The following is a 24,930-nucleotide window of genomic DNA, read 5'->3' as shown; positions in this document are numbered from 1 at the left end:
TCTTTTGCGACCGGGGATCGTGTCACAGGGCTGTCGCCTCAGGGTGGCAGGCTGATGCGAACCCCGTTTCTCACGCTATTACACCAGGAGATATCCAATGAGCGTACTCGTAGGCAAGCAAGCCCCTGACTTCACCGTACCGGCCGTACTCGGCAATGGCGAGATCGTTGACAGCTTCACCCTGTCCTCGGCGATCAAAGGCAAATATGGCCTGGTGTTCTTCTACCCACTGGACTTCACCTTCGTTTGCCCGTCCGAGTTGATCGCTCTGGACAACCGCATGTCCGAGTTCAAGGCACGCAACGTTGAAGTGATCGCTGTTTCGATCGACTCGCACTTCACCCACAACGCATGGCGCAACACTCCAGTGAACAATGGCGGTATCGGCCAGGTTCGCTACACCATGGCTGCCGACATCAAGCAGGACATCATGAAGGCCTACGACGTTCAGTCCGCTGACGGCGTGGCTTTCCGTGGCGCGTTCCTGATCGACGACAAAGGCGTTGTCCGCTCGCAGATCATCAACGACCTGCCGCTGGGCCGTAACATGGAAGAGCTGATCCGTCTGGTCGACGCTCTGCAATTCCACGAAGCGCACGGCGAAGTCTGCCCTGCCAACTGGAAAAAAGGCGACAAAGGCATGAACGCTTCGCCAGAAGGCGTTGCGGCTTACCTGACCGAGCACGCAGCCGCTCTGTAAGGCGCACGCTCCAGCTATAAAAAGCAGGTACAAAAAAACCGGCCATCAAGGCCGGTTTTTTTATGGGCGGGATAACACCGAGGCCGACTCAGTCGTCGAAATCTTCCCAGCCACCCATCTGCTTCCAGCGATTGACGATGCCGCAGAACAGCTCTGCCGTCTTCTCGGTGTCGTAGCGAGCCGAGTGAGCCTCGCGACCGTCGAAGTCAATGTCCGCTGCCTGGCAAGCCTTGGCCAGTACGGTTTGACCGTAAGCGAGGCCGGCGAGCGTTGCGGTATCGAAACTGGAGAACGGATGGAACGGATTGCGCTTCATGTCCAGCCGCGCAACAGCAGCATTGAGGAAGCCCAGGTCGAAGCTGCTGTTATGCCCGACCAGGATCGCCCGTTTGCAGCCATTGGCCTTGAGGGCCTTGCGCACGCCGCGGAAGATATCGTTCAGGGCAGACTCTTCACTCACGGCCATGCGCAGCGGGTGATCGAGCTTGATCCCGGTGAACTCCAGGGCCGCCGCTTCGATGTTCGCGCCTTCGAACGGCTCGACACGGAAGAAGTAGGTGTGATCGGGGTAAACAAAACCCTTTTCATCCATGGCGATGGTGGTCGCGGCGATCTCCAGCAGGGCATCGGTGGCCGAATTGAAGCCACCGGTTTCTACGTCGACGACAACCGGCAGGTAACCACGGAACCTGGCCGCCATTGGATGACGAGGGCCGCCTCCGCCGCCATTGCCTTCCAGTTCGTCGTCGAAATGGTCTTCACTCACGCGTGTTCCTCCAGCAGGCGCCAGCGCAGTTTTTCACCGGCGCGCAGCGGGATAACGGTCAGCTCGCCAAATGGCAGGCTGGTCGGGGCGGTCCACTCTTCGCGGACCAGGGTGATGCGATCGGTGTTGGCCGGCAGACCATAGAACCGAGGGCCGTTGAGGCTGGCGAAGGCCTCGAGCTTGTCCAGCGCATTGCGCTGTTCGAAGGCTTCGGCATACATCTCGATGGCCGCATAGGCGGTGTAGCAACCGGCGCAACCGCACGCCGCTTCCTTGGCGAGCTGGGCGTGGGGGGCCGAGTCGGTGCCGAGGAAGAACTTCTCGCTGCCACTGGTGGCGGCGTCGAGCAGGGCTTCCTGGTGGGTATTGCGCTTGAGGATCGGCAGGCAATAGAAGTGCGGCCGGATCCCGCCCACCAGCATGTGGTTGCGGTTGTACAACAGGTGGTGCGCGGTGATGGTCGCGCCCACGTTGGCCGAAGCCGAGTTGACGAACTGCACGGCGTCCGCGGTGGTGATGTGCTCGAAGACCACTTTGAGGGTCGGGAAGCGCTCGACCACACGGCGCATGTGTTCATCGATGAAGATTTTTTCGCGGTCGAACACGTCGACATCCCCACGGGTGACTTCACCGTGAACCAGCAACGGCATCCCGACTTCGGCCATGGCCTCAAGTGCAGGGAAAATCTTGTCGATGCTGGTAACACCAGAGTCCGAGTTGGTAGTCGCGCCGGCCGGGTACAGCTTGGCGGCGTGAATGAATCCGCTGGCCTTGGCCTCGCGAATTTCTTCAGGTTGGGTGCGGTCGGTCAGGTACAGGACCATCAGTGGCTCGAACAGGCTGCCGGCCGGTCGGGCAGCGAGAATCCGCTGGCGATAGCCGTCGGCTTCGGCCGCGTTGCGCACCGGTGGAACCAGGTTGGGCATGATGATGGCGCGGCCAAAGGTGCGCGCGACATCCGCGACGGTATTGGTCAACACGGCACCATCGCGAAGATGAATATGCCAGTCGTCGGGACGCAGCAGGGTCAGGCGGTCGGACATGAGGGGATTCCAGGCGGGTCAAACTCAAGGGAATGCTACCGGAAAAGACTCTTGCAGGCACTCGCTATCAAGTTTTGCAGGAAGCTTCCGATATCCAACAGGTATGCCGTAAACATGTGTGTGTCGGTCTTTTTGTTGTAGAAACCAGTGGAGCCTCCCGTGCGCCAGCGTTATTTAGCCTTGCTCAGTGTGTTTGCCAGCCTTCCGGCGATGGCGCTCACTTTCCAGACACCTCTGGAGAACATTGAGTGGACGGTCGAAGGCGACAAGTTCGAATGCCGCCTGACTCAGCCGATCACCGATTTCGGTTCGGGCGAGTTCGTGCGTCGTGCCGGCGAGCAGGCGACGTTTCGTCTGAAAGCCTACAACCCGATGATCGGCGGTGGCTCGGCGACGCTGCTGGCCGCTGCCGCGCCGTGGCAACCGGGACGTGACGACATCAATCTGGGCACGGTGAGAATCGGCAGTGGCAACGTATTGTTCAACAGCTCACAGGTTCAGGCCGGGCGTCTGATCAGTGGCCTGATGGACGGTCGCAGCCCGGTGGTTCGACATTCCTCGGGGGATGGGCGGGTGTCGGAAGTACGCTTGTTGCCGGTCAGGTTCACCAAAGCGTTTGCCGACTACCAAGGTTGCGTGGCGAAGCTGTTGCCACAGAATTTCGAACAGGTGAAGCAATCCGAAATCGGCTTCCCCGGCGGTGGAATCGAACTCGACAGCGCCGCAAAAGCCAAGCTGCAGGTGATGCTGGAGTACATGAAGGCCGATCCGACGGTCAATCACATCGAGCTCGACGGTCACTCCGACAACAGCGGCAACCGCCTGACCAACCGCGACCTGTCGCGGCGCCGAGCCCTGGCAGTGATGGAGTTCTTCAAGGCCAACGGCATCCAGGAGTCGCAAATCACCCTGCGTTTCCATGGCGAGCGTTATCCGGTGGCGCCTAACACCAACAACACCAACCGCGCGAAGAACCGTCGAGTAGCGGTACGCCTGGAGCGCGGAGCGCCCGCGGAACAAGTCGCCCCGCAAGCAACGAAAGCGGCCGTTTCGGCAACTTCCTGACTCTTTGGTCATCGTCGCCCTCTCGACATAATCTGTCGCTTCGTCGTCATAAGCTGTCGCGCCACTGTAAATTATTCTGCATGAGCGGTAGACTTCCCGGCTTTCCGTAGAATCCCGTGGAGTGATGGCATGGCGGACGTAAACAAGGTCGTTCTGGCGTATTCCGGCGGCCTGGACACTTCGGTGATCCTCAAGTGGCTGCAGGATACTTATAACTGTGAAGTGGTGACCTTCACCGCTGACCTGGGTCAGGGCGAAGAGGTCGAACCTGCACGCGCCAAGGCTCAGGCCATGGGCGTCAAAGAGATCTACATCGACGACTTGCGCGAAGAGTTCGTGCGCGATTTCGTTTTCCCGATGTTCCGCGCCAACACCGTTTACGAAGGCGAGTACCTGCTGGGTACTTCCATCGCTCGTCCGCTGATCGCCAAGCGCCTGATCGAAATCGCCAACGAAACCGGCGCTGACGCCATTTCCCATGGCGCCACCGGCAAAGGCAACGACCAGGTTCGTTTCGAACTGGGCGCGTACGCCTTGAAGCCTGGTGTGAAAGTGATTGCCCCTTGGCGTGAATGGGACCTGCTGTCCCGTGAAAAGCTGATGGATTACGCCGATAAGCACGCGATCCCGATCGAGCGCCACGGCAAGAAGAAGTCCCCGTACTCCATGGATGCCAACCTGCTGCACATCTCCTATGAAGGCGGCGTGCTGGAAGACACCTGGACCGAGCACGAAGAAGACATGTGGCGCTGGACCGTTTCCCCGGAAAACGCTCCAGACAAGGCGCAGTACCTGGAACTGACCTACCGCAACGGCGACATCGTCGCGCTGGACGGCGTCGAAATGACTCCGGCCACCGTGCTGGCGACCCTGAACCGTATCGGTGGCGAACACGGTATCGGCCGTCTCGACATCGTCGAGAACCGCTACGTGGGCATGAAGTCCCGTGGCTGCTACGAAACTCCTGGCGGCACCATCATGCTGCGTGCCCACCGTGCGATCGAATCGATCACCCTGGACCGCGAAGTGGCTCACCTCAAGGACGAGTTGATGCCCAAGTACGCCAGCCTGATCTACACCGGCTACTGGTGGAGCCCTGAGCGTCTGATGCTGCAACAGATGATCGATGCGTCCCAGGTCAACGTGAACGGCGTTGTGCGCCTGAAGCTGTACAAGGGCAATGTGATCGTCACTGGCCGCAAGTCCGACGACTCGCTGTTCGACGCCAACATCGCTACCTTCGAAGAAGATGGCGGCGCGTACAACCAGGCGGATGCTGCGGGCTTCATCAAGCTCAACGCCCTGCGCATGCGCATTGCGGCGAACAAAGGCCGGAAGCTGTTCTGAGACCTTTGAAGTCGTGATGGATGCCTGACCTCGTCCTCGACGAGGTCAGGTACCTGAAAACGGGGCGTGACGCCAGTTACTGCGTTGTCGGGTGTTTTCGTTTCCGCTGATGATTTCCTGTTTTTCTCCTGCTCAATGGCCTGACCTGTACTACAGGTTGTTGCTCGCCGGTTGCCCGGCCTGATCAATGACAGACAACCGGTGCGAGTCGAGATTGTAGGCTACATAAACGGCAGCACTGCGCTTGTTGGCCTGCTTTGAATGTTCAAGCGCACTGGCTTTCAGTAATTTCTCCGAAACGGCACAAGTGACAAACAGAATCACGTATGCCGCCTTTTCCCGTGGCCTCTGGATTTTCTCCAGCAGCGCTCCAAACTCGACCTCTTTGCTCATCCAGCGTACATCAACGATGTACACGTCTTTTACCGGCTCCGGCAGCTGAAGGTAATGCTGAACAGAGACAGTGGTTTGCAGACCAATCCCGGTTGGTGGGTCCTGTGCGCCACAGGGCGTGCGAGCTGACTGCCAGTCATTCGTTGACGTTTTCAGAGCGGGGTTTTCAGACGACTTCCCGGACGCTTTTTTTTCCGACCGCCCAACATCATCCATGACCTTCATGAAGTGCTTTCCCTTTTCAAAATCGGAAGGCGCATAAAGTGATTTATAGTTGAAGTTGAGTGTTGCGAAAAAAAGTAAAAGTAAATAGAACGGAAAACTGATCAGGAACCAGACGTAGAGCTCTCTTTCCTCCTGATCAAGGAAGGGGAGAGATACGGCTGCCGAAGTTTCAGAGAGTGCTGCGAATATTGCGATAATTGTCATTGGGTTGGTGATTCGTTTTTTTATCATATTCTGTACTCATGCGGGTTGTCTGTTCTCGAGTGGTTTATGAGGTTGGGCCGATGTGCTGGTTATTGTAGTGATTTTTATTGTTTGTTGGTTTTTGACAGGTTTTAATTTGTTTGTTGTATTGCTCTTGGGGTTCTTGAGTGTGGGGTGTGTTTTAATGATTGCTCAAAAAATATTATTTGCTGTAAGAGTAATTGGATGCTTGATGTGTGATATTTCTGGTGTGAGGGTTGAATGCGTAAATATCAGTTACGTTTTAACTGAGAGATAGAGGCTAATGCTTGTCAGAGTGCGACAGATCAAGCTGGCTCTCGGAAAATTTTGGTCGTAAATCGACAGGGGTGCCGGCTGGAAAGTGCGACAGACTGACGCTGATACAGTTTTCAATTCATTCTGTTCGAGGGATTTTTGTAGGAGGAATCCGTGTTGTTTGTAGGGTATGTCTCTTGGTGTGGGTGGCTGGGAGGGGCGACATGCCATGGGTGAAACGACTAGGCTATTGTGCGGGCTCTAAAAATTCGAACAGCGAAAATTGGACTTGCCCATGAATAAAGTGCTGATCGTGGATGATCACCCCGTCATTCGTCTTGCGGTACGTATGCTAATGGAGCGTCATGGCTACGAAGTTATTGCAGAAACCGATAACGGTGTGGACGCACTGCAACTAGCCCGTGAACTTATGCCGGACATTGTCATTCTGGATATCGGAATTCCGAAGCTGGACGGGTTGGAAGTTATCGCGCGTTTGTCTTCGACCTCAATGCCGATGAAAGTGCTGATTTTGACTTCCCAGGCGCCGGGGCATTTTTCGATGCGTTGCATGCAATCCGGTGCAGCCGGCTATGTCTGCAAACAACAAGACCTCACGGAGTTGCTCAGTGCAATAAAGGCCGTGTTGTCAGGCTACAGTTACTTTCCTAATCAAGCCTTGCATACCGTGCGTTGCAGTTTGGGGAATGCCAGTGAGGCCGATATGGTTGATCGGTTGTCGGGGCGGGAAATGATGGTCCTGCAACAGTTGGCCCGAGGAAAGACCAATAAAGAAATTGCCGATGGGATGTTTCTCAGCAATAAAACAGTCAGTACTTACAAGACTCGCCTGTTGCTCAAGCTGAATGCGCGGTCTCTGGTCGATCTGATCGAACTGGCACAACGCAATGGTCTGGTGTGATGACGTAACTGCACGACAAGGGGCGCCTACCAGGGTATGGCACTTAGAAAAAAGCCTCCGTTTCGGGAGGCTTTCAGGTGTCATAAGTCAAAATCGTAATCGGCCAATTGCTTTTGCAGTCGGCGCTCCTCCAGCAGGTTGTCGATGGTGCGGCGTTTGCTCAGATTAGTTTTCGCTACTTCAACCACCGGCTCAGCGTCATCGGTTTCGGCGGTGGTGAAATCGTCTTCTACGTCCAATTGCTCTTTGCCAGTACTCATTTAGTTGCTCCAGGCTAAGAAGGCCTTTGGCGCTCCTTATATCGACAATCTCCCGGCGGGTAAAAAAGATTTTTTCAATCGACAAATCAATAAACCTAATAGCGCCTCAATCGTCGGAGGTTTTGTGCTTGTATTCGCACAAGTCCTCGATCCGGCAGCTACCGCATCGGGGCTTGCGGGCCAGGCAAACATAGCGGCCGTGAAGGATCAGCCAGTGATGGGAGTCGAGCAGGTACTCCTTGGGCACGAATTTCATCAGTTTTTTCTCGACTTCCACCACATTCTTGCCGGGAGCAATGCCAGTCCGGTTGCTGACCCTGAAAATATGCGTGTCGACGGCCATAGTCAGCTGACGGAATGCCGTATTGAGTACCACATTGGCGGTCTTGCGGCCGACGCCGGGCAGTGCTTCCAGCTCTTCGCGGGTTTGTGGCACCTCACCGGCGTGACGCTCGACCAGCAAGCGGCAGGTTTCGATCACGTTTTTCGCTTTGCTGTTGTACAGGCCGATGGTCTTGATGTACTCCGACAGTCCCTCGACTCCCAGGGCATGGATCGCTGCCGGGGTATTGGCGACCGGGAACAGCTTGGCAGTGGCCTTGTTGACGCCGACATCGGTCGACTGCGCCGAGAGAATCACGGCAATTAGCAATTCGAAGGGCGAGGAGTAGGCTAGCTCGGTCTTTGGTTCCGGGTTGTCCTCGTGCAGTCTGCGGAAGATTTCCAGGCGTTTTGTGGCATTCATGGGCAGTGCGTTTCCTTGAAGGCAATCAATGTATGGGCGTGGGGCGCCAGGCCTGCCAGGCGGCGATCAGCAGCCCGAGCAGGATGAACCCGCCAGGGACCAATGTGGCCAGGCGCAGGCCGCCATCAGCCACCAGTACCCAGCCTTGCCAGTCAGTTTGTGTTGCACCGAACAGCCACGATAGATGGTTTCCAAGTGTTCCGTTGCCGATGAGCTCGCGCAGCAGGCCCAGCGCGATCATCAGCGTGGCAAACAGGCTATTGAGTCGCAGGCGTTGGCGCCAACCGTTCTGAAAGAACCCGCTGTGTTCCAGTACGACGCATTGCAAGGCGATCAAGGCGCCATAAAACCCCAGATGCTGCTGCCATTGCAGCGACCAGGCCTGTGCCATGAGTTGCGCGCAACTGGTGAGCGTGGCCGCCAACAGGACGCTGGCTAGCAAGCGGGTCGTCGGGACCAGTCGGGATCGCAGGGCGCCCATGGCCAGGCTGAACAACTGGGTCACCACCATGAACATCAGGCACAGGCCTAGTGCGGCCATCAGCGAGTGGGTGGCGCCGATCAGCGGCGTCAGCATCAAGGCGTTGCGCAGAGTCGATGAGTTATCCATGGGCAGGGATTCCGAGCAGTTGTTGCCGGTGTTCATCGAAGTAGCGCAAGGCATCGTGGACGGCATTGATTACCGCTCTAGAGGTGATGGTTGCGCCTGCGATCTGATCGAACTGTCCCTGATCCTTTTTAAGCGCCCAGCCGCTGTCACCGGGTTCAGTTCGAGACTTGCCGGAAAAAACCTGGAGCCAGGCATTGGGCCAGTCGGCGATCCGTGCCCCCAGTCCCGGTGTTTCCGACTGTTTGAGGGTTTTGACGCCCAGTAACCTGCCATTGGCGTCGACAGCGATCAACAGGTCGATGGCACCGGCGTAGCCAAGGGTTTGGCTGCGCAGCAACACCGCGACGGGTTGATCGGCCCGGGTCGCCAGATAACCACCCAGCAAGGTGCTGTTGGTCAGCGTGGTTGCTTCAATCTTTATGGGCTGTTCGAGTGGCTGATTGTCGTAGCTGTCCGGCGCGATCAGGTCCAGCAGATTACGGCTGTCGATCAGGCGCTGTTCGGCTGCAATGCGTGGCGCGCTGCCGAGTTGCACGAAGTAGGTCACGCCAAGGCCCAATGTGGCCAAAAGCACCACAAGCGCGATGCTTGATATCCGGTTCATGGCGCCTCCGGCTGTTGCCTGGCCGCTACGAACCGCTCCAGCGCCGGCACGCACAGGTTCATCAACAGCACGGCGAAGGCGATGCCGTCCGGGTAGCCGCCCCAAGTACGAATCAGATAGGTCAGGAGCCCGACGCCGACACCGAACAGCAATTTCGCGCCAGGGCTTCTGGCGCCGGACACCGGTTCTGTAATGATAAAGAACGCCCCCAGCATGGTCGCGCCGCTAAGCAGATGAAACAGCGGCGAGCCATGGGAGTCGGAGCCCGAACCGTTCCAGCACAGCAGGCTGACGATGAACAGGCTGGCCAGCATGCCGACCGGTGCATGCCAACTGATCACCTTTCGTTGCAGGAGAAACACACCGCCCGCCACAAAGGCCAGGTTCAGCCATTCCACCCCCCGGCCGCCAAAGTGTCCGAATGCCGGGTTGCCGGCAAACAGTTCATCCATGGTCAGGCTTTTGTTGATTCGCAGACTGTCCAGTGCCGTGGCCTGCACCCACGCATCCGGCGCGTGGCCGACGCCGAACACGTGCTGCAGGCCGCTCAGCAGATCCATGCCATGGGGCGATGGCCAAAGGGTCATTGGTTGGGGAAAGGTCACCAGCACCAGGGCAAAACCGAGCATCGCCGGGTTGAAGGGATTTGAACCGACGCCGCCATACAAGTGCTTGCCGAACACCATCGCAAAAGCGGCAGCACTGAGGGTCAGCCACCATGGGCAGTAAGGCGGCAGCGCCAGAGCCAGCAATGTGGCACTGACCAGCGCGCTACCGTCACTCAAGGTTGGCCCCGGCGGTCGCTTGCGCAAATGCACGACGGCGCCCTCGACGGCCAACGCGGCAGCGGCCGCCAGAACCAGATTGATCAATACGCCCCAGCCATACAGCCAGAACGCCGCCAGCATTCCCGGCAGCGTGGCCAGCAGCACCAGTTTCATCGCCTGTTGCAGGCGATCATCAACTGAGTCAAGGGCTGGCATGGGCGTCCACCAGGCGTTCGGCTTCACCGAGTGCGCGCTCCAGGGCTTCGATTTGTTCCGCCGGTGCTTCGTTGGCCTGAGCCTTCTTGAGTTCGGCGCGGCGCATGGCCAACTGGATCTTGGCTCGTTTCAGATCGGCATCATTTGACGACACAACTACGACCGTCGGCGCCGGGGCAGTTGGGGCGACGCTTTCCAGTTGCGCCAGGTTTTGTTCGGCGGCTTCGAACTGTTGTTGCAGGACGATCAACTGCGATTGCTGTTCGAAGGTCGGCGGATGCCCAAAGGCCTTCAGCGATTTGTGCAACTGCGCCCGACTCATCGCCACATCGATCTTGGCCTTTTTCAGCACGGCATCGGCATTGGCGGTTTTCTGTGCGCGAACGCGTTCGAGGGCCGCCTGCACCGGGTCGGCTGTCACCTCGGCAGGTTGCGCAGCTCGCTGCCTTGCCTGACGCTCGGCAACTTTCTGTTGCTCTTCACGCTGCAAGCGGGCATTGCGTTGTTCGAAGCGGCGCCGTGCGTGATCGCGCTTGAGTGTGCGGGCCTGCCGCGCCTGCGGTGTGAGGGCCAGCCCCCCGACAACGGGCAGTACCATGTTCGGCAACAGTGGGCGCATTTCGATGCAGTCCACCGGGCACGGTGCCACGCAGAGGTCGCAACCGGTGCACTCATCGATGATCACCGTGTGCATCAGTTTGGCCGCGCCGACGATGGCATCGACCGGACAGGCCTGAATGCACTTGGTGCAACCAATGCACTCGGCCTCGCGGATATAGGCGATCTGCGCAGGTGCCGAGCCGCGAGTGATGTCCAGTTCCAGCACCGGCACCTTCAGCAGTTCGGCCAGGGCATTAATGGTTTCGTTGCCGCCTGGCGGACACTTGTTGATCGGCTCGCCATTGGCGATGCCTTCGGCGTACGGCTTGCACCCGGGGTGGCCGCACTTGCCGCATTGGGTTTGCGGCAAGAGTGCGTCGATGAGTTGAATCAGACTCATGTTTTGATCAGTCCGCTGAATCCGAGAAAGGCCACTGCGATCAGGCCGGCACCAATCAGGTCGATCGGCAAGCCGCGAAAGGGCAGGGGAACATCGTTGTCAGTCGTGCGTTCACGCAAATCAGTGAACAGGCTCAACACCAGCCAGAAGCCCAGTCCTGCACCGAGGCTCAAGGCTGTGGCGTGAAAGAAGCCCTTGTCTTCCTGAGCATTGAGCAAGGCCACGCCGAGCACGCCGGCATTGCCCAGCAGCAACGGCCAGAGGCCTTCGAACGGCAGTGTCGCAAACACCCGTGTCAGCAACTTCAGCAGCGGGCTGATCAGCAGCACGCTCAATGGCAGAAACACAAACAGACGCAGCGTCGTCAATTGCAGCGGCACCAGCAGCCATTGATAGAGCGCGTAGCCGAGCATGCCCACGACCAGCATCAGGCAGGTCGTCGCAATACCCAAGGCATGGACCTGACGGCGCTGGCCGGCCAACAACGGATCGACGGCCAACGGCAAGTGCAACACGATGTTGTTGATCAGGGCGGCGCTGATTAGCGTAAGCAGGATTTCGGTCATTGTTCGTGCCGGCAGGAACAGGGTTTTTTTAGCGCAATTGTCTAAAAAGAGTAGGCATTATCCGGCAAGGCGGGAGGGTGGGCCAGACATGAAAATCCCACAGCCGCGCCAGGCCCGACTGTGGGATCGATTTGCCGCAGACCTTACTTAATGCGCTGGCCCGGCTTGGCGCCGCTGTCAGGGCTGAGCAGGTAGATCTCTTCACCGCCAGGGCCGGCCGCCATCACCATGCCTTCGGAGATGCCGAACTTCATTTTCCGTGGCTTGAGGTTGGCGATCATCATGGTCAGGCGACCATCGAGCTTCGACGGGTCCGGATAAGCGCTCTTGATCCCGGAGAACACATTGCGTTGCTCGTCACCGATGTCCAGGGTCAGGCGCAGCAGCTTGTCAGCACCTTCCACATGCTCAGCCTTGACGATCAGCGCGACACGCAAATCGACTGCCGCAAAGGTGTCGAACTCGATTTCCGGCGACAGCGGATCCTTGGCCAGTTCGCCATTGCCGGCAGGCGCGGCTGCGCCGGTGTCGGTCTGGCTGGCGGTCAGGTCTTCTTTCGAGGCGTCGGTCATGGCTTGCACCTTGACCGGGTCGATACGGGTCATCAACGGCTTGAACTCGTTCAGCTGGTGATTGCTGAGCAAGGTCGTGTGGTCGTTCCAGGTCAGCGGCGCGACGTTGAGGAACGCCTCGGCGTCGGCGGCCAGCAGTGGCAGCACCGGTTTGAGGAAGATCACCAGTTGGCGGAACAGGTTGATGCCTGTGGCGCAGATGGCCTGGACTTCATCCTGCTTGCCTTCCTGTTTGTTCAGCGACCACGGCGCCTTGTCGGCGATCCAGGCGTTGGCGCGGTCGGCCAGGCCCATGATCTCGCGCATGGCGCGGGCGAAGTCACGGGCTTCATAGGCGTCGGCGATGCTTGGCGCGGCGGCCAGGAAGGCTTCGGTCAATTCAGGCGCGGCGTTGGTGTCGACCATCACGCCGGCATTGCCTTTGTTGATGAAACCGGCGCAACGGCTGGCGATGTTGACGACCTTGCCCACCAGGTCGGAGTTGACCTTCTGCACGAAGTCTTCGAGGTTCAGGTCGAGGTCGTCGACGCCACGGCCCAGCTTGGCCGCGTAGTAATAGCGCAGGTATTCCGGCGACAAGTGGTCCAGGTAGGTCCGGGCCTTGATGAAGGTGCCGCGGGACTTGGACATCTTCTGGCCGTTGACGGTCAGGTAGCCGTGCACGTTGATCCCGGTCGGCTTGCGGTAGCCCGCGCCTTCGAGCATGGCTGGCCAGAACAGGGCGTGGAAGTTGACGATGTCCTTGCCGATGAAGTGGTACAGCTCGGCAGTGGAGTCCTTGCCCCAGAACGCGTCGAAGTCCAGCTCCGGTGTGCGGTTGCACAGGTTCTTGAAGCTGGCCATGTAGCCGATCGGCGCATCCAGCCACACGTAGAAGTATTTGCCCGGCTCGTCGGGGATTTCAAAACCGAAATACGGCGCATCGCGGGAGATGTCCCACTGTTGCAGGCCGGCATCCAGCCATTCGGCGATCTTGTTGGCCACGGCGTCTTGCAGGGTGCCGCTGCGGGTCCAGGTTTGCAGCATTTGCTGGAAGTCTGGCAGCTTGAAGAAGAAGTGCTGGGAATCCTTGAGCACCGGGGTGGCGCCGGAAATCGCCGACTTCGGATCCTTCAGGTCGGTCGGTGCGTAGGTCGCGCCGCATTTTTCGCAGTTGTCGCCGTACTGGTCTTCGGTGCCGCATTTCGGGCAGGTGCCCTTGATGAAGCGGTCGGCCAGGAACATTTTCTTTTCCGGGTCGAAATACTGGGTGATCGAGCGCGTGGCGATGTGCCCGGCGTCGCGCAGTTTCAGGTAGATCTGGCTCGACAGCTCACGGTTTTCTTCGGCGTGAGTGGAGTGGAAATTGTCGAAGTCCACCAGGAATTCGGCAAAGTCGGCGCTGTGTTCAGCCTGGACGTTGGCGATCAGTTGTTCCGGGGTGATGCCTTCCTTTTCCGCGCGCAGCATGATCGCCGATCCGTGGGCGTCGTCAGCACAGACATAAATGCATTGATTGCCGCGGTGCTTCTGGAAGCGCACCCACATATCGGTCTGGATGTATTCCAGCATATGGCCAAGGTGGATCGAACCATTGGCATAGGGCAGGGCGCTGGTGACGAGGATCTTGCGTGGCTCGGACATGGGGCTCGGCTACTTGATGAAACGGAGGTCGGCCACTATAAAGCGCCGGCGCATATTTTTCACCCTGTGAGCCTGTTTCCGGATGCATAGCCGATGAAAACCGTGGCGAGGGAGCTTGCTCCCGCTGGGTGGCGAAGCCGCCCCATACCGGACTAACCGGTTTTGTCAGAGACACCTCGTCAATCTGATTGCGGCTGCTGCGCACCCGAGCGGGAGCAAGCTCCCTCGCCACAAACTGTGTTCGGGCACAAATCCACTCACAACAAATGAATCTGCGGGGTACGATACCCATTATCTTTTCCAGTCCTGTTTTCGGAGTTGCCCATGAGCGCCGTCAATCGCGCAGCGGTGGAAGCCGTCCTTCGCCAATACACCGACCCTTACATGAACCAGGACCCGGTCAGCGCCGGGTGCGTGCGCAACATCGAGATCCAGGGCGAGCGCGTCAGCGTTCAGCTTGAACTGGGTTACGCCGCCGGGCTGTTCAAGAGTGGCTGGGCGCAGATGCTGGAAATGGCCATTCAGGGGTTGGATGGCGTGGCAAGTGCCAAGGTCGAAATCACCAGTGTGATCGCTGCGCACAAGGCTCAGGCACAGATTCCAGGGCTGGCCAACGTCAAGAACGTGGTGGCCGTGGCATCCGGCAAGGGCGGCGTGGGCAAATCCACCACGGCGGCCAACCTGGCCCTGGCCCTGGCCCGCGAAGGCGCCAAGGTCGGGATTCTCGATGCGGACATCTACGGCCCGAGCCAGGGCATCATGTTTGGCATCCCCGAGCGCACCCGCCCCGAGGTCAAGGATCAGAAGTGGTTCGTTCCGCTCAAGTCCCATGGCGTCGAGGTGATGTCCATGGCGTTCCTCACCGATGACAACACGCCGATGGTCTGGCGCGGGCCGATGGTCTCCGGCGCCTTGCTGCAACTGGTGACCCAAACCGCGTGGGGTGATCTGGACTACCTGGTCATCGACATGCCGCCTGGCACCGGCGATATCCAGCTGACCCTGGCGCAGAAAGTGCCGGTGGCCGGCGCGGTCATCGTGACCACCCCGCAGGACCTGGCATTGCTGGACGCGCGCAAGGGCGTGGAAATGTTCCGCAAGGTCAACATCCCGGTGCTGGGCGTGGTGGAAAACATGGCCGTGCACATCTGCTCCAACTGCGGACATGCCGAGCATCTGTTTGGCGAAGGCGGTGGTGTGAAGCTGGCCAACCAGTATGGCGTCGAGCTGCTGGCGTCGTTGCCGCTGTCGATGGTCATTCGCGAACAGGCCGATGGCGGCAAGCCAACGGTGATCGCCGAGCCTGACAGCCAGATTGCCATGGTTTACCAAGAGCTGGCCCGTCACGTTGGCGCGAGGATCGTGTTGCAGGAAGCGTTGACGCCGGCGATGCCGAATATCAGCGTCAGCGACGACTAATAACCTGAAATACGAATCCCTGTAGGAGCGAGCCTGCTCGCGATGGTGTATCAGTCGACACCGCGGTGTCTGACACGCCTTCGCGAGCAGGCTCGCTCCTACAGTTGTTCTTTGTCGCGTCTTAGATCCGCAACCCGCCATCCATCTCCAGAATCCGACCGGTGTAATAGTCGTTCTCGAAGATGTAAGCCGCCGAATGGGCGATTTCTTCAGGCTTGCCCATGCGCTTGAGCGGGATCCCGGCAGTCATCTTCTCCAGCGCTTCAGGCTTCATGCCCAAGGTCATTTCGGTTTCGATGAAGCCAGGTGCAATGCCGGCCACGCGAATGCCGTAGCGCGCCAGTTCCTTGGCCCAGGTCACGGTCGCCGCAGCAACACCGGCCTTGGCGGCGGAGTAGTTGGTCTGACCGACGTTGCCGGCGCGGGAAATCGAAGAGATATTGATGATCGCGCCGCTGTTGTTCAGCTCGACCATTTTCGCCGCGACTTCACGGGTGCACAGGAACACGCCGGTCAGGTTGACGTCGATGACGGCCTGCCACTGGGCCAGGCTCATCTTGGTCATTTCGCCATCCTTGACCTTGAGCAGCAGGCCGTCGCGCAGGATCCCGGCGTTGTTGATCAAGCCATGGATCGCGCCGAAGTCTTCAGCGACCTGGGCAACCATGTGGGTCACTTGCTCTTCGTTGGCCACGTTGCACAGGTAGGCGCGAGCCTCGACACCCTCGGCCTTGCAGGCCGCGACGGCGTCGTCGAGTTTTTCCTGGTTCAGGTCCACCAGCGCGAGTTTCGCGCCCTTGCCTGCGAAATACTCGGCCATGGAGCGGCCTAAACCCTGGCAACCGCCAGTGATAATGATTACTTTGTCAGTGAGTTGCATTCGCATGCCCCGGTAGCAGGTCTGAGTGTTTTCCTTCTAGAGAGCCTCTCGATCTGCGCCTGACGTGGCCCGGCTGCACATGAGAACTGCCCCGATGGCGTGCTGGGACTTTCACCAGCAGCTCGTCCGTTTTTCTGACGGATTCTATTTAAGGAGTCATAAATTGAGCGTTGAAGCGGCTAAGCATGCACGAGAATTGCTCCTCAAGGAATACCGTGGGGTGCTCTCGACGCACTCCAAATCGATGCCCGGTTTTCCGTTCGGCTCTGTAGTTCCGTACTGCCTGGACGAGCAGGGCCGGCCGCTGATCCTGATCAGCCGTATCGCCCAGCACACGCATAACCTGCAAAAAGATCGGAAATGCTCGCTCTTTGTCGGCGAACGTGGTGCCGAAGATGTCCAGGCCGTTGGTCGACTGACTTACCTGGCTGAGGCGCATCAGCTCGAAGACGAAGCCGCCATCGACGCTGCTTCCGAGCGTTACTACCGCTACTTCCCGGAGTCGCAGGGTTATCACAAGGCCCACGATTTCGATTTCTGGGTGCTCGAGCCTGTCCGCCACCGTTACATCGGCGGTTTTGGCGCGATTCATTGGGTCAACGAGCTGACCCTGGTCAACCCGTTCGCTGGCAAGGCCGAAGTGAGCATGGTCGAGCACATGAACGCCGATCACGCCAAGGCCATCGCCCATTACGTCGACCTGGCGGGGCTGCCGAAAAACGTGCCTGCGCAAATGGTCGGTATCGATACCGAAGGCATGCACCTGCGCATCGGCCAAAGTCTGCACTGGTTGCCGTTTCAAGCGCCTTGTAATACGCCGACACAAGTTCGCGAAGCCTTGGTTTATCTGGCCCACGCCGAGCATTGGCCGAAAAATGAAGTGGCCGGCGCTTGAAATCACGAAACGGCGACGTCATCTAAGGTGAACTGGCAAGGCATTCTTGCGTTGAGGAACCATTTGATGCGCCCTTTTTTGTTGCTCTTTCTGCTGTTCCCGGTGTTGGAGCTGTTCGTATTCGTCAAGGTGGCAGGGTCCATCGGGTTTTTCCCGGCCCTGCTGCTGATCATTCTCGGCTCGATGTTCGGCGTGTTTGTGCTGCGCATCGCCGGCCTGGCCACGGCCCTGCGTGCCCGTGAAAGCCTGAGCCGCGGCGAACTGCCGGCCCAGACCATGCTCGAAGGCCTGATGCTGGCATTGGCCGGTGGCCTGCTGATTCTTCCGGGCTTCATCAGCGATGTGATCGGCGTGTTCATGCTGCTGCCGTTCAGTCGTCGCCTGCTGGCCAATAAAATGCGCCAGCGCGCCGAAGAGCAGGCGATGCGTCAGCGAGCGTTCGCCGACGACCTCCAGGCCCGTGGCGGCCCGGTGCCGCGCGAGCCGCTGGGCCGCGAGCCCAACGTGATCGAAGGCGAGTTCGAACACCGCGATACCAAGTAATACGCACATCGACACGGTACCTTCGGGTGCCGTGTTCATTTGCGGGGCAGCGAACTGAAATTTTTTCGATCCCCGCCCTTGTAATAAGCTTATGCGCCCTTATGTAACGGTCACCGCAAGGTTTCTGGCGAACACGCCAGACAGACTTCCGCGGTTCGCTTGACGAACCGCAACCGGCACCGCCGGCCTTTGTTAAACCCGCCGGGAATACACCGGCCGATGAAAACCACAATTAGGAGAGATCGACAATGAAGCTTCGTCCTCTGCATGACCGCGTCGTCATCCGTCGCAGCGAAGAAGAAAAGAAAACCGCTGGCGGTATCGTCCTGCCAGGTTCGGCTGCTGAAAAAGCCAACAGCGGCGAAATCCTCGCTGTAGGCACCGGCCGCGTACTGGAAAACGGTGAAGTGCGTGCACTGTCCGTGAAAGTGGGCGACAAGGTTGTGTTCGGTCCTTACTCCGGCAGCAACACTGTGAAAGTCGACGGCGAAGACCTGCTGGTAATGAGCGAGAACGAAATCCTCGCTGTTATCGAAGGCTGATATCCCCGTTCATTTTCCGCTACTACAAAGTATTTAAGGAATATCGATCATGGCTGCTAAAGAAGTTCTGTTTGGCGATTCCGCCCGCAAGAAAATGCTCAAAGGCGTCAACGTCCTGGCTGACGCGGTAAAAGCGACCCTGGGCCCGAAAGGCCGTAACGTGATCATCGAGAAGAGCTTCGGCGCTCCGACCATCACCAAAGACGGCGTTTCCGTAGCAAAAGAAATCGAACTGGAAGACCGTTTCGAAAACATGGGCGCGCAGCTGGTCAAAGACGTTGCCTCCCGTGCCAACGATGACGCTGGTGACGGTACTACCACCGCTACCGTTCTGGCTCAGTCGATCGTCAACGAAGGCCTGAAAGCCGTCGCTGCCGGCATGAACCCGATGGATCTGAAGCGCGGCATCGACAAGGCGACCATCGCCATCGTCAAAGAGCTGAAAAACCTGTCCAAGCCATGCGCTGACACCAAGGCAATCGCTCAGGTTGGCACCATCTCCGCCAACTCCGACAACTCCATCGGCGACATCATTGCCGAAGCCATGGAAAAAGTCGGTAAAGAAGGTGTGATCACCGTTGAAGAAGGCACTGGCCTGGAAAACGAACTGTCGGTTGTAGAAGGCATGCAGTTCGACCGTGGCTACCTGTCCCCGTACTTCGTCAACAAGCCGGAAACCATGGTTGCCGAGCTGGACAACCCGCTGGTTCTGCTGGTCGACAAAAAGATCTCGAACATCCGCGAAATGCTGCCAGTGCTGGAAGCCGTTGCCAAAGCCGGCCGTCCACTGCTGATCGTTTCCGAAGACGTTGAAGGCGAAGCCCTGGCGACTCTGGTCGTGAACAACATGCGTGGCATCGTTAAAGTCGCAGCCGTCAAGGCTCCAGGCTTCGGCGACCGCCGCAAGGCCATGCTGCAGGACATCGCCGTTCTGACCGGCGGTACCGTTATCTCCGAAGAGATCGGCCTGAGCCTGGAAGCAGCCACCCTGGAAAACCTGGGCAGCGCCAAGCGCGTGACCATCTCCAAGGAAAACACCATCATCGTTGACGGTGCTGGCGTTGCAGGCGACATCGAGTCCCGCATTGCTCAGATCCGTGCTCAGGTTGCCGAAACTTCCTCCGACTACGACCGTGAAAAACTGCAAGAGCGTCTGGCGAAGCTGTCCGGCGGCGTTGCAGTGATCAAGGTTGGCGCTGGTTCCGAAGTAGAAATGAAAGAGAAGAAAGCCCGCGTTGAAGACGCCCTGCACGCTACCCGTGCAGCCGTTGAAGAAGGCGTGGTACCTGGCGGTGGTGTTGCGCTGATCCGCGCTCTGGAAGCCATCCTCAACCTGAAAGGCGACAACGCCGACCAGGACGTGGGTATCGCCGTTCTGCGTCGTGCCATCGAAGCACCGCTGCGTCAGATCGCTGCCAACAGCGGTGACGAGCCAAGCGTTGTGGTCAACGAAGTCAAGAACGGCAAAGGTAACTTCGGTTACAACGCTGCGACTGGCGAATACGGCGACATGATCGAAATGGGCATCCTGGACCCAACCAAGGTCACCCGTTCCGCGCTGCAAGCTGCATCGTCTATCGGCGGTCTGATCCTGACCACCGAAGCTGCTGTTGCTGATGCGCCGAAGAAAGACGGCGGTGCTGGCGGCGGTATGCCAGACATGGGCGGTATGGGCGGCATGGGCGGCATGATGTAAGCCAGCCTTACCCCTGTATGAAAAAACCCCGACTGCGAAAGCAGGCGGGGTTTAATGAGATGGTCAGCCTGACCGAGAAGCCCTGCAGGTTTACGCTTGCAGGGCTTTTCTCGTTTTCGGGCGGCGCTCCGACGAAGGCGTCAGATCAGGCGCCGACAGGTTCTGCAGTGCTCTCGCGTTCAGCCTTCAAAGCCGGTCGATACAGAACGTAGTAATACGACCCCAGACAAATCAGCCAGCAGAACACCGCCGTCCACACGTTGTGCGAGAAGAAGTGTGCGCCCTGCATCATCCGCCCGATGGAGAACACCGAGCCGAGGGCGAAGGCGAAGACAAACGCTGCGCGAGCCATGCGCGGGCGACGGTCACGCAATACGAAAAACAGGGCAAACAGGGTGAAACCGGTGGCCGCATGGCCGCCAGGCCAGCATCGACCTGGTTTTTCGGTAGCCGGGCGATGGCTCAACAATTCGCTGTAGGTCTCGTGACCGCCAAATTGCTCAAGGCTCCAAGGACATTGCACCGCGGTCACCGCTTTCATCGGGGTGACAAAGGAAGTCGCCAGACCCAAGGACAGCACCAGACAACCCAGTTCGCGCTTGAACGGTTTGAGCTTGTCCATGAAAAACGAGGCGACGTAGCCGAAGATGGCGAACACCGAAAATGCAATGACTACCTGCTTGGCGCGGGTATGCAGGATGTTTTCCAGGAAATAACTGTGCCGTCCGATGAAGTCACCCGCGACCGGGTCGTAGAACAGCTTGGCGAGGTCCATGTCCAGTGAGGTCAGCTCGAGCAACACCAGAATGATCGCCGCAATGGCGGGAACCCCCAGGCACACCCAGAAGTTGAGCGGGCGAGGGGTAGGGCGGACAGCGGTTGATGACATGGTGGATCCTGAACAAATGGAAAAAGCCCCGGGGCATCAGCCCGGGGCGATTCGGTTAACGTTCGCCGACTTGACCGGCACCCTCCTTGGGCGCCTTCCAGCCAAGCAGCTGTTGCTTGAAGCCATAACTGGCGGTTTGGTAATAGGTGATGGCGCGGGTAATCAGCGGGTCATCGGCGGTCGACCGGGACTCGCGGCTTTCGGTCAGTGCGTCATCGTGACGACGCAATCCCTGGCGTGGGCTCAGAATCGCCAGGTCCTTGCCGTCGAACAACCCCAGGTGCTGGTAGTTGCCGACCACCACCCGCGGCGGCAGCGGGTTATCCTGCAACAGGTTACGGCCAAAGAACGTCGACTCATAATCCAGATTGAGCAAACCGAGCAACGTCGGTGCCAGATCGATCTGGCTGGCCAGCTGTGCCGTTTCCCGAGCTTCGATCAACTTGGGCGCGTAGATGAACAGCGGAATCTGATAGTTGGCGATAGGCAAGTCTTCCTTACCGGCGCTGCCTGCAGTGTGGTCGGCGACAAAGATGAAAATTGTATTGTCAAACCAGGGTTTCTGGCGCGCCTGATCGAGAAACTGACCGATGGCGTAGTCGGTGTATTTCACCGCGCCGTCACGACCGTTCCCGGACTTGATGTCGATCCGGTTGTCCGGATAGGTGTAAGGACGGTGGTTGGACGTCGTCATCAGCTGCAGCAGGAATGGCTGCTGCTTGGCATAGTCGGCATCGGCCAGTTTCAGCGTCTGATTGTAGAGATCCTCGTCTGCCATGCCCCAGGCGTTCTTGAAGTGAATCTCCGACTCCTCGACGCTGCTTTGGTCTACAACGCGGTAACCATTGCCGCTGAAGAACGCATTCATGTTGTCGAAGTAACCACGGCCGCCGTAGACAAACACACTGTCGTAGCCCACGGCATTGAGTTGCTGGCCAAGGCTGGCAAAGCCGCTTTCACGACCCACGCGCTTGACGATCGAGCGACCGGGCGTCGGCGGGATCGCCAGGGTAATGGCTTCCAGGCCACGGTCGGTGCGGGTGCCGGTGGCGTAGAAATTATTGAAATACAGGCTCTGCTTGCGCAAGGCATCAAGGTTGGGGGTCAGGTTACGGGTGTCGCCGTTGCTGCCCATGTACTTGGCACTGAAGCTTTCAATGGTGACCAGCACGATATTGGGCTTGCGCGGGGTGCCTGGGTTATCGATTTGCCGACGGATGTCCTGCGGGTCCTGGCCAACGAAGCGGGCATTGGGTTCTGCCAGTTCGGCGCGAATCTGCTGGGCAACGACTGCCTCCGGCAGCGTTTTGTAGAACTGCGGGTAGTCCAGTTCGTTGTTACGGAACGCGGCGAAGAACTGGTAGGGACCGTTGCTCGCCAGTTCGTTCTGATAGGCGTTGCCGCCTTGGGCGCGTGGGGCGTCCTGGCTGAGCAACTGCATGCTCAGGCCGGCGACGACCAACAAACCGAGTGCATTCAGCAGGCGGCCACGCAGCGGCGGCAACGGCGCATCGAGCGCAGCGTTGAACGCTTTACGCAATGCAAGACTCAGGGCCACGGCCAGCACGGCGAGGATACTCAGCAGCGTGCCGATCGGGTACGACTCAAGCAGGTTGTTCAGTACTTCGTCGGAATACACCAGGTAGTCGACGGCGATGAAGTTGAAGCGCACGCCGAACTCATCCCAGAACAGCCACTCGGCCACCGAGGTGAATAGCATCGCGAACAGACTGACGGTCAGCAGACCCTGAAGAAACCAGCGGTGGCCACGAGTGCGCCAAAGGGCCGGCGGGCACAGTAACAGGTAGAGCCCCATGGGCAGTGCCGCGTAGGCAATGAAACCCAGGTCGTAGAGCAGGCCGATACTGAAGACGGACAGAAACCCGCTACCGGCCTCATCCAGATGCGTGAGCAGCAGGACGGTTCGAGTCAGAAAAAAAATTGCCAGCCAGGAGCCGGTTACCAGCAGCAAAAAGCGCATGGGTGCCGTCTTCAAATAGTCCATTTTCTGTATTCCTTATTATCAATCGCGTGACAGTCTTCACCGCCCGCTGTAGGCAGCGTGTGAATCGATAGTGAAAAACTTGTCAATCATACCTGTTGGTTGAGCGAATTGATCCATGCACAGCCTTCCCCTAGCCGTGGGCCACACTTGGCCTTAAGCTGCGCGGGCCATGACGGCCGTTACTGTGGACGGAGAGATACCCATGCGAATTCTATTGGTTGAAGACAACCGCGATATCCTGGCCAACCTGGCCGACTACCTGGGGCTCAAAGGCTATACCGTGGATTGCGCGCAGGACGGTCTGTCGGGTCTGCATCTGGCGGCCACCGAGCACTACGATTTGATCGTGCTCGATATCATGTTGCCTGGCATCGATGGCTACACCCTGTGCAAACGCCTGCGCGAGGATGCCCGCCGCGAAACGCCGGTGATCATGCTCACGGCCCGTGATCAACTGGATGACCGCTTGCAAGGCTTCAAGTCCGGCGCCGATGACTACCTGATCAAACCGTTCGCCCTGTCTGAACTGGCGGCGCGTATCGAAGCGGTCATGCGCCGTACCCAGGGTGGCGGACGGCGGACCTTGCAGGTCGGCGACCTGAACTACGACCTCGACACCCTGGAAGTCACTCGCGAAGGCCGATTGCTGAAACTCAACCCGGTCGGCCTGAAGCTGCTGGCCGTGTTGATGCAGAAAAGCCCTCATGTGCTGCGCCGTGAAATTCTTGAAGAAGCGCTCTGGGGCGACGACTGCCCGGACAGCGACAGCTTGCGCAGCCATGTCCACCAACTGCGCCAGGTAATCGACAAGCCGTTCGCCAAGCCATTGCTGCAAACCGTGCATGGTGTGGGGTATCGCTTGGCCGAGGGCCGTGATGGAGTTTAAGCAGAGCCTTGCTCAACGCATCATCATTGCCTTTGCGCTGATGAGCGCACTGGTGGCGGGTGCCTTTGCCATGGGTATCGTGGCGACCGTGCACCTGGTGGAAGAAAAACTGATTTCGGCAGGTCTGGGCGGCGATTTGCAGCGCTTGTTGCTGATGGATAATGTCACGGACTGGAGCCATCGCCCCGAACCGGACCAATTGTTCTACTTCAGCAACGGGCCTGGTGATTTCAGGTTGCCCAAGGATTTGCGGCACCTGGAGCCGGGTTTCCACGAAGTGTTCCGTGAAAACCTGTCGTACCACGCCATGGTCGAAATCGTCGACGGCCGACGTTACGTGCTGTTGCAGGACCAGAGCGACTTCGAAGAGCGTGAGCGGGTGCTGTTTGCCGTGGTGCTGGTGGGCTTCGTGCTGAGCCTGGCACTGGCGGTATTTCTCGGATGGGTGCTGGCACGCAAGGTCATGGCGCCGGTGGTGCGGCTGGCCCGCCAGGTACGCCATAGAGATCAACTGCTGGGATTGGCTCCCCCCTTGGCGCCGGATTATGCCGCCGACGAAGTGGGCGAGCTGGCCGTGGCTTTCGACGCCACCCTCGGGCGCTTGCGTCAGGCCCTGACCCGCGAGCGGTTGTTCACCAGCGACGTCAGCCACGAATTGCGTACGCCCCTGATGATCCTGGCCAGTTCCTGCGAATTGTTGCTGGAAAACCCAGGTCTCGATCAGCGCGGTCGCGCCCAGGTCGAGCGTATTGCCCGGGCATGTGAAGAAATGCGTGAGCTGGTGCAAACCTTCCTGATGCTGGCCCGTGCCCAGCGCGAAGACGCCAGCATGTCGCCGCAGCAGTCCCTGGGGCAGGTGGCCGAGGGACTGCTCGGTCTATGGCGCGAACCTATCGAAAGCAAAGGGTTGGAACTGATCTTCGAACCGGGCAACCCCGAGGTCAAGGGCTACAACGCGACGTTCCTGCATGCGGTAATGGGGAACTTGCTGCGCAACGCCTTGCACTACACCGAACGGGGCTTCATTCGCCTGACTCTGACGGGCACGGGGTTTCTGGTCGAAGACAGCGGTGTGGGCATTCCCGAGGAAAAACGCGAGGCGATGTTCGAACCTTTCGTTCGGGGTACTGAAAAACGTGGGGAAGGCCTGGGTCTGGGGCTTTCACTGGTGCAGCGGATCTGTGAAAACCAGGGCTGGAGCGTCAGCCTGACTACGATGGAGCCCAGTGGCTGCCGTTTTCAGGTAGAACTGTCCCGAACTTGATCTGTTG

25 protein-coding genes are annotated in these 24,930 nt (G+C 58.8%); 11 read left to right on the top strand and 14 right to left on the bottom strand.

What is annotated here, in order from left to right; all coding sequences use genetic code 11:
- The first annotated feature begins 97 nt into the window (after window positions 1-97).
- On the top strand, window positions 98-700 hold the full coding sequence (locus KGB07_RS06025; RefSeq protein WP_007985868.1) for a peroxiredoxin: 603 nt from the start codon (window positions 98-100) through the stop codon (window positions 698-700).
- A gap of 88 nt (window positions 701-788) precedes the next feature.
- On the opposite strand, the gene rnt is transcribed toward KGB07_RS06025, so the two are convergent.
- Window positions 789-1,466: a ribonuclease T gene (gene rnt / locus KGB07_RS06020; RefSeq protein ID WP_046043606.1), complete on the bottom strand. Its 678-nt coding sequence runs from the start codon at window positions 1,464-1,466 to the stop codon at window positions 789-791.
- Window positions 1,463-2,509, bottom strand: coding sequence for a dihydroorotase (gene pyrC / locus KGB07_RS06015; RefSeq protein ID WP_223464906.1), 1,047 nt, complete (start codon window positions 2,507-2,509; stop codon window positions 1,463-1,465). The genes rnt and pyrC overlap by 4 nt, the downstream gene beginning before the upstream one ends.
- Before the next feature lie 159 nt (window positions 2,510-2,668).
- Between pyrC and KGB07_RS06010 the strand changes: the two genes are divergently transcribed.
- Window positions 2,669-3,574, top strand: a complete 906-nt coding sequence (locus KGB07_RS06010) for a flagellar protein MotY (protein WP_223464904.1) — start codon at window positions 2,669-2,671, stop codon at window positions 3,572-3,574.
- 129 nt (window positions 3,575-3,703) lie between these two features.
- Window positions 3,704-4,921 (top strand): argininosuccinate synthase, encoded by a 1,218-nt coding sequence (locus KGB07_RS06005; protein WP_046043604.1) that lies wholly within the window; start codon window positions 3,704-3,706, stop codon window positions 4,919-4,921.
- A 150-nt stretch (window positions 4,922-5,071) separates the two neighbouring features.
- Here the strand turns inward: KGB07_RS06005 and KGB07_RS06000 are convergent, their stop codons facing one another.
- Window positions 5,072-5,770: a hypothetical protein gene (locus tag KGB07_RS06000; RefSeq protein WP_046043603.1), complete on the bottom strand. Its 699-nt coding sequence runs from the start codon at window positions 5,768-5,770 to the stop codon at window positions 5,072-5,074.
- 544 nt (window positions 5,771-6,314) lie between these two features.
- Here KGB07_RS06000 and KGB07_RS05995 point away from each other — a divergent pair.
- Window positions 6,315-6,941 (top strand): response regulator transcription factor, encoded by a 627-nt coding sequence (locus tag KGB07_RS05995; RefSeq protein ID WP_008053528.1) that lies wholly within the window; start codon window positions 6,315-6,317, stop codon window positions 6,939-6,941.
- Between the two features lie 80 nt (window positions 6,942-7,021).
- Here the strand turns inward: KGB07_RS05995 and KGB07_RS05990 are convergent, their stop codons facing one another.
- The 8 genes from KGB07_RS05990 to metG all read right to left on the bottom strand — a co-directional run bounded on the left by KGB07_RS05990 (window position 7,022) and on the right by metG (window position 13,904).
- The gene (locus KGB07_RS05990; RefSeq protein ID WP_007972325.1) at window positions 7,022-7,201 is read right to left on the bottom strand and encodes a PA3496 family putative envelope integrity protein; all 180 of its coding nucleotides are present in this window, start codon (window positions 7,199-7,201) and stop codon (window positions 7,022-7,024) included.
- A gap of 106 nt (window positions 7,202-7,307) precedes the next feature.
- A complete protein-coding gene (gene nth, locus KGB07_RS05985; protein ID WP_223464902.1) occupies window positions 7,308-7,946 on the bottom strand; it encodes an endonuclease III in 639 nt (212 codons plus the stop codon).
- Between the two features lie 25 nt (window positions 7,947-7,971).
- Window positions 7,972-8,556, bottom strand: coding sequence for an Rnf-Nqr domain containing protein (locus KGB07_RS05980; protein ID WP_223464900.1), 585 nt, complete (start codon window positions 8,554-8,556; stop codon window positions 7,972-7,974).
- Window positions 8,549-9,160 (bottom strand): RnfABCDGE type electron transport complex subunit G, encoded by a 612-nt coding sequence (locus tag KGB07_RS05975; RefSeq protein WP_223464898.1) that lies wholly within the window; start codon window positions 9,158-9,160, stop codon window positions 8,549-8,551. The genes KGB07_RS05980 and KGB07_RS05975 overlap by 8 nt, the downstream gene beginning before the upstream one ends.
- A complete protein-coding gene (locus KGB07_RS05970) occupies window positions 9,157-10,143 on the bottom strand; it encodes an RnfABCDGE type electron transport complex subunit D (RefSeq protein WP_046043598.1) in 987 nt (328 codons plus the stop codon). The genes KGB07_RS05975 and KGB07_RS05970 overlap by 4 nt, the downstream gene beginning before the upstream one ends.
- Window positions 10,130-11,143: an electron transport complex subunit RsxB gene (gene rsxB, locus KGB07_RS05965; protein WP_046043597.1), complete on the bottom strand. Its 1,014-nt coding sequence runs from the start codon at window positions 11,141-11,143 to the stop codon at window positions 10,130-10,132. Before rsxB ends, KGB07_RS05970 begins: the two co-directional genes overlap by 14 nt.
- Window positions 11,140-11,709, bottom strand: coding sequence for an electron transport complex protein RnfA (locus tag KGB07_RS05960; RefSeq protein ID WP_046043596.1), 570 nt, complete (start codon window positions 11,707-11,709; stop codon window positions 11,140-11,142). Before KGB07_RS05960 ends, rsxB begins: the two co-directional genes overlap by 4 nt.
- Before the next feature lie 143 nt (window positions 11,710-11,852).
- A complete protein-coding gene (gene metG / locus KGB07_RS05955) occupies window positions 11,853-13,904 on the bottom strand; it encodes a methionine--tRNA ligase (protein WP_046043595.1) in 2,052 nt (683 codons plus the stop codon).
- A 324-nt stretch (window positions 13,905-14,228) separates the two neighbouring features.
- On the opposite strand from metG, the gene apbC reads away from it, so the two are divergent.
- Window positions 14,229-15,323, top strand: coding sequence for an iron-sulfur cluster carrier protein ApbC (gene apbC, locus KGB07_RS05950; protein ID WP_046043594.1), 1,095 nt, complete (start codon window positions 14,229-14,231; stop codon window positions 15,321-15,323).
- Between the two features lie 121 nt (window positions 15,324-15,444).
- On the opposite strand, the gene KGB07_RS05945 is transcribed toward apbC, so the two are convergent.
- The gene (locus tag KGB07_RS05945; RefSeq protein WP_046043593.1) at window positions 15,445-16,203 is read right to left on the bottom strand and encodes an SDR family oxidoreductase; all 759 of its coding nucleotides are present in this window, start codon (window positions 16,201-16,203) and stop codon (window positions 15,445-15,447) included.
- Window positions 16,204-16,366: 163 nt separating this feature from the next.
- Between KGB07_RS05945 and KGB07_RS05940 the strand changes: the two genes are divergently transcribed.
- From KGB07_RS05940 to groL, 4 genes are all read left to right on the top strand, one after another.
- Window positions 16,367-17,098, top strand: a complete 732-nt coding sequence (locus KGB07_RS05940) for a HugZ family protein (protein WP_046043592.1) — start codon at window positions 16,367-16,369, stop codon at window positions 17,096-17,098.
- 66 nt (window positions 17,099-17,164) lie between these two features.
- Window positions 17,165-17,641: an FxsA family protein gene (locus KGB07_RS05935; protein ID WP_046043590.1), complete on the top strand. Its 477-nt coding sequence runs from the start codon at window positions 17,165-17,167 to the stop codon at window positions 17,639-17,641.
- Between the two features lie 248 nt (window positions 17,642-17,889).
- Complete coding sequence (locus KGB07_RS05930; RefSeq protein WP_007985847.1) at window positions 17,890-18,183, top strand: co-chaperone GroES; 294 nt, start codon at window positions 17,890-17,892, stop codon at window positions 18,181-18,183.
- A 49-nt stretch (window positions 18,184-18,232) separates the two neighbouring features.
- The gene (gene groL / locus KGB07_RS05925; RefSeq protein WP_046043589.1) at window positions 18,233-19,879 is read left to right on the top strand and encodes a chaperonin GroEL; all 1,647 of its coding nucleotides are present in this window, start codon (window positions 18,233-18,235) and stop codon (window positions 19,877-19,879) included.
- Between the two features lie 145 nt (window positions 19,880-20,024).
- On the opposite strand, the gene KGB07_RS05920 is transcribed toward groL, so the two are convergent.
- Together KGB07_RS05920 and KGB07_RS05915 are read right to left on the bottom strand one after the other, a co-directional pair.
- Entirely contained in the window at window positions 20,025-20,768 is a 744-nt protein-coding gene (locus tag KGB07_RS05920) for a phosphatase PAP2 family protein (RefSeq protein ID WP_046043588.1), read from the bottom strand.
- A 55-nt stretch (window positions 20,769-20,823) separates the two neighbouring features.
- Window positions 20,824-22,773 carry an LTA synthase family protein gene (locus KGB07_RS05915; RefSeq protein ID WP_223464896.1) on the bottom strand — a complete coding sequence of 650 codons (1,950 nt, stop codon included), beginning with the start codon at window positions 22,771-22,773 and terminating at the stop codon, window positions 20,824-20,826.
- A gap of 202 nt (window positions 22,774-22,975) precedes the next feature.
- On the opposite strand from KGB07_RS05915, the gene colR reads away from it, so the two are divergent.
- Together colR and KGB07_RS05905 are read left to right on the top strand one after the other, a co-directional pair.
- A complete protein-coding gene (colR, locus tag KGB07_RS05910) occupies window positions 22,976-23,659 on the top strand; it encodes a two-component system response regulator ColR (RefSeq protein WP_007978572.1) in 684 nt (227 codons plus the stop codon).
- Window positions 23,649-24,923, top strand: a complete 1,275-nt coding sequence (locus KGB07_RS05905) for a sensor histidine kinase (protein ID WP_046043586.1) — start codon at window positions 23,649-23,651, stop codon at window positions 24,921-24,923. The genes colR and KGB07_RS05905 overlap by 11 nt, the downstream gene beginning before the upstream one ends.
- The last annotated feature ends 7 nt before the right edge of the window (window positions 24,924-24,930 follow it).

This window comes from Pseudomonas sp. GL-RE-26, assembly GCF_019956275.1.
In the GTDB taxonomy this organism is placed as follows: Bacteria; Pseudomonadota; Gammaproteobacteria; order Pseudomonadales; family Pseudomonadaceae; genus Aquipseudomonas; species Aquipseudomonas grandcourensis.
The sequence above is the reverse complement of the archived record's forward strand: the minus strand, read 5'-3'. Positions and strand labels throughout refer to the sequence as shown.

Bases quoted from the DNA above. Each gene is read 5' to 3' on its own strand.
- KGB07_RS06025 (WP_007985868.1), top strand. From the start codon at position 98: ATGAGCGTACTCGTAGGCAAGCAAGCCCCTGACTTCACCGTACCGGCC.
- pyrC (WP_223464906.1), bottom strand. From the start codon at position 2,509: ATGTCCGACCGCCTGACCCTGCTGCGTCCCGACGACTGGCATATTCAT.
- KGB07_RS06005 (WP_046043604.1), top strand. From the start codon at position 3,704: ATGGCGGACGTAAACAAGGTCGTTCTGGCGTATTCCGGCGGCCTGGAC.
- KGB07_RS06000 (WP_046043603.1), bottom strand. From the start codon at position 5,770: ATGATAAAAAAACGAATCACCAACCCAATGACAATTATCGCAATATTC.
- KGB07_RS05995 (WP_008053528.1), top strand. From the start codon at position 6,315: ATGAATAAAGTGCTGATCGTGGATGATCACCCCGTCATTCGTCTTGCG.
- KGB07_RS05990 (WP_007972325.1), bottom strand. From the start codon at position 7,201: ATGAGTACTGGCAAAGAGCAATTGGACGTAGAAGACGATTTCACCACC.
- nth (WP_223464902.1), bottom strand. From the start codon at position 7,946: ATGAATGCCACAAAACGCCTGGAAATCTTCCGCAGACTGCACGAGGAC.
- KGB07_RS05980 (WP_223464900.1), bottom strand. From the start codon at position 8,556: ATGGATAACTCATCGACTCTGCGCAACGCCTTGATGCTGACGCCGCTG.
- KGB07_RS05975 (WP_223464898.1), bottom strand. From the start codon at position 9,160: ATGAACCGGATATCAAGCATCGCGCTTGTGGTGCTTTTGGCCACATTG.
- KGB07_RS05970 (WP_046043598.1), bottom strand. From the start codon at position 10,143: ATGCCAGCCCTTGACTCAGTTGATGATCGCCTGCAACAGGCGATGAAA.
- rsxB (WP_046043597.1), bottom strand. From the start codon at position 11,143: ATGAGTCTGATTCAACTCATCGACGCACTCTTGCCGCAAACCCAATGC.
- KGB07_RS05960 (WP_046043596.1), bottom strand. From the start codon at position 11,709: ATGACCGAAATCCTGCTTACGCTAATCAGCGCCGCCCTGATCAACAAC.
- metG (WP_046043595.1), bottom strand. From the start codon at position 13,904: ATGTCCGAGCCACGCAAGATCCTCGTCACCAGCGCCCTGCCCTATGCC.
- apbC (WP_046043594.1), top strand. From the start codon at position 14,229: ATGAGCGCCGTCAATCGCGCAGCGGTGGAAGCCGTCCTTCGCCAATAC.
- KGB07_RS05945 (WP_046043593.1), bottom strand. From the start codon at position 16,203: ATGCAACTCACTGACAAAGTAATCATTATCACTGGCGGTTGCCAGGGT.
- KGB07_RS05935 (WP_046043590.1), top strand. From the start codon at position 17,165: ATGCGCCCTTTTTTGTTGCTCTTTCTGCTGTTCCCGGTGTTGGAGCTG.
- KGB07_RS05930 (WP_007985847.1), top strand. From the start codon at position 17,890: ATGAAGCTTCGTCCTCTGCATGACCGCGTCGTCATCCGTCGCAGCGAA.
- groL (WP_046043589.1), top strand. From the start codon at position 18,233: ATGGCTGCTAAAGAAGTTCTGTTTGGCGATTCCGCCCGCAAGAAAATG.
- KGB07_RS05920 (WP_046043588.1), bottom strand. From the start codon at position 20,768: ATGTCATCAACCGCTGTCCGCCCTACCCCTCGCCCGCTCAACTTCTGG.
- KGB07_RS05915 (WP_223464896.1), bottom strand. From the start codon at position 22,773: ATGGACTATTTGAAGACGGCACCCATGCGCTTTTTGCTGCTGGTAACC.
- colR (WP_007978572.1), top strand. From the start codon at position 22,976: ATGCGAATTCTATTGGTTGAAGACAACCGCGATATCCTGGCCAACCTG.
- KGB07_RS05905 (WP_046043586.1), top strand. From the start codon at position 23,649: ATGGAGTTTAAGCAGAGCCTTGCTCAACGCATCATCATTGCCTTTGCG.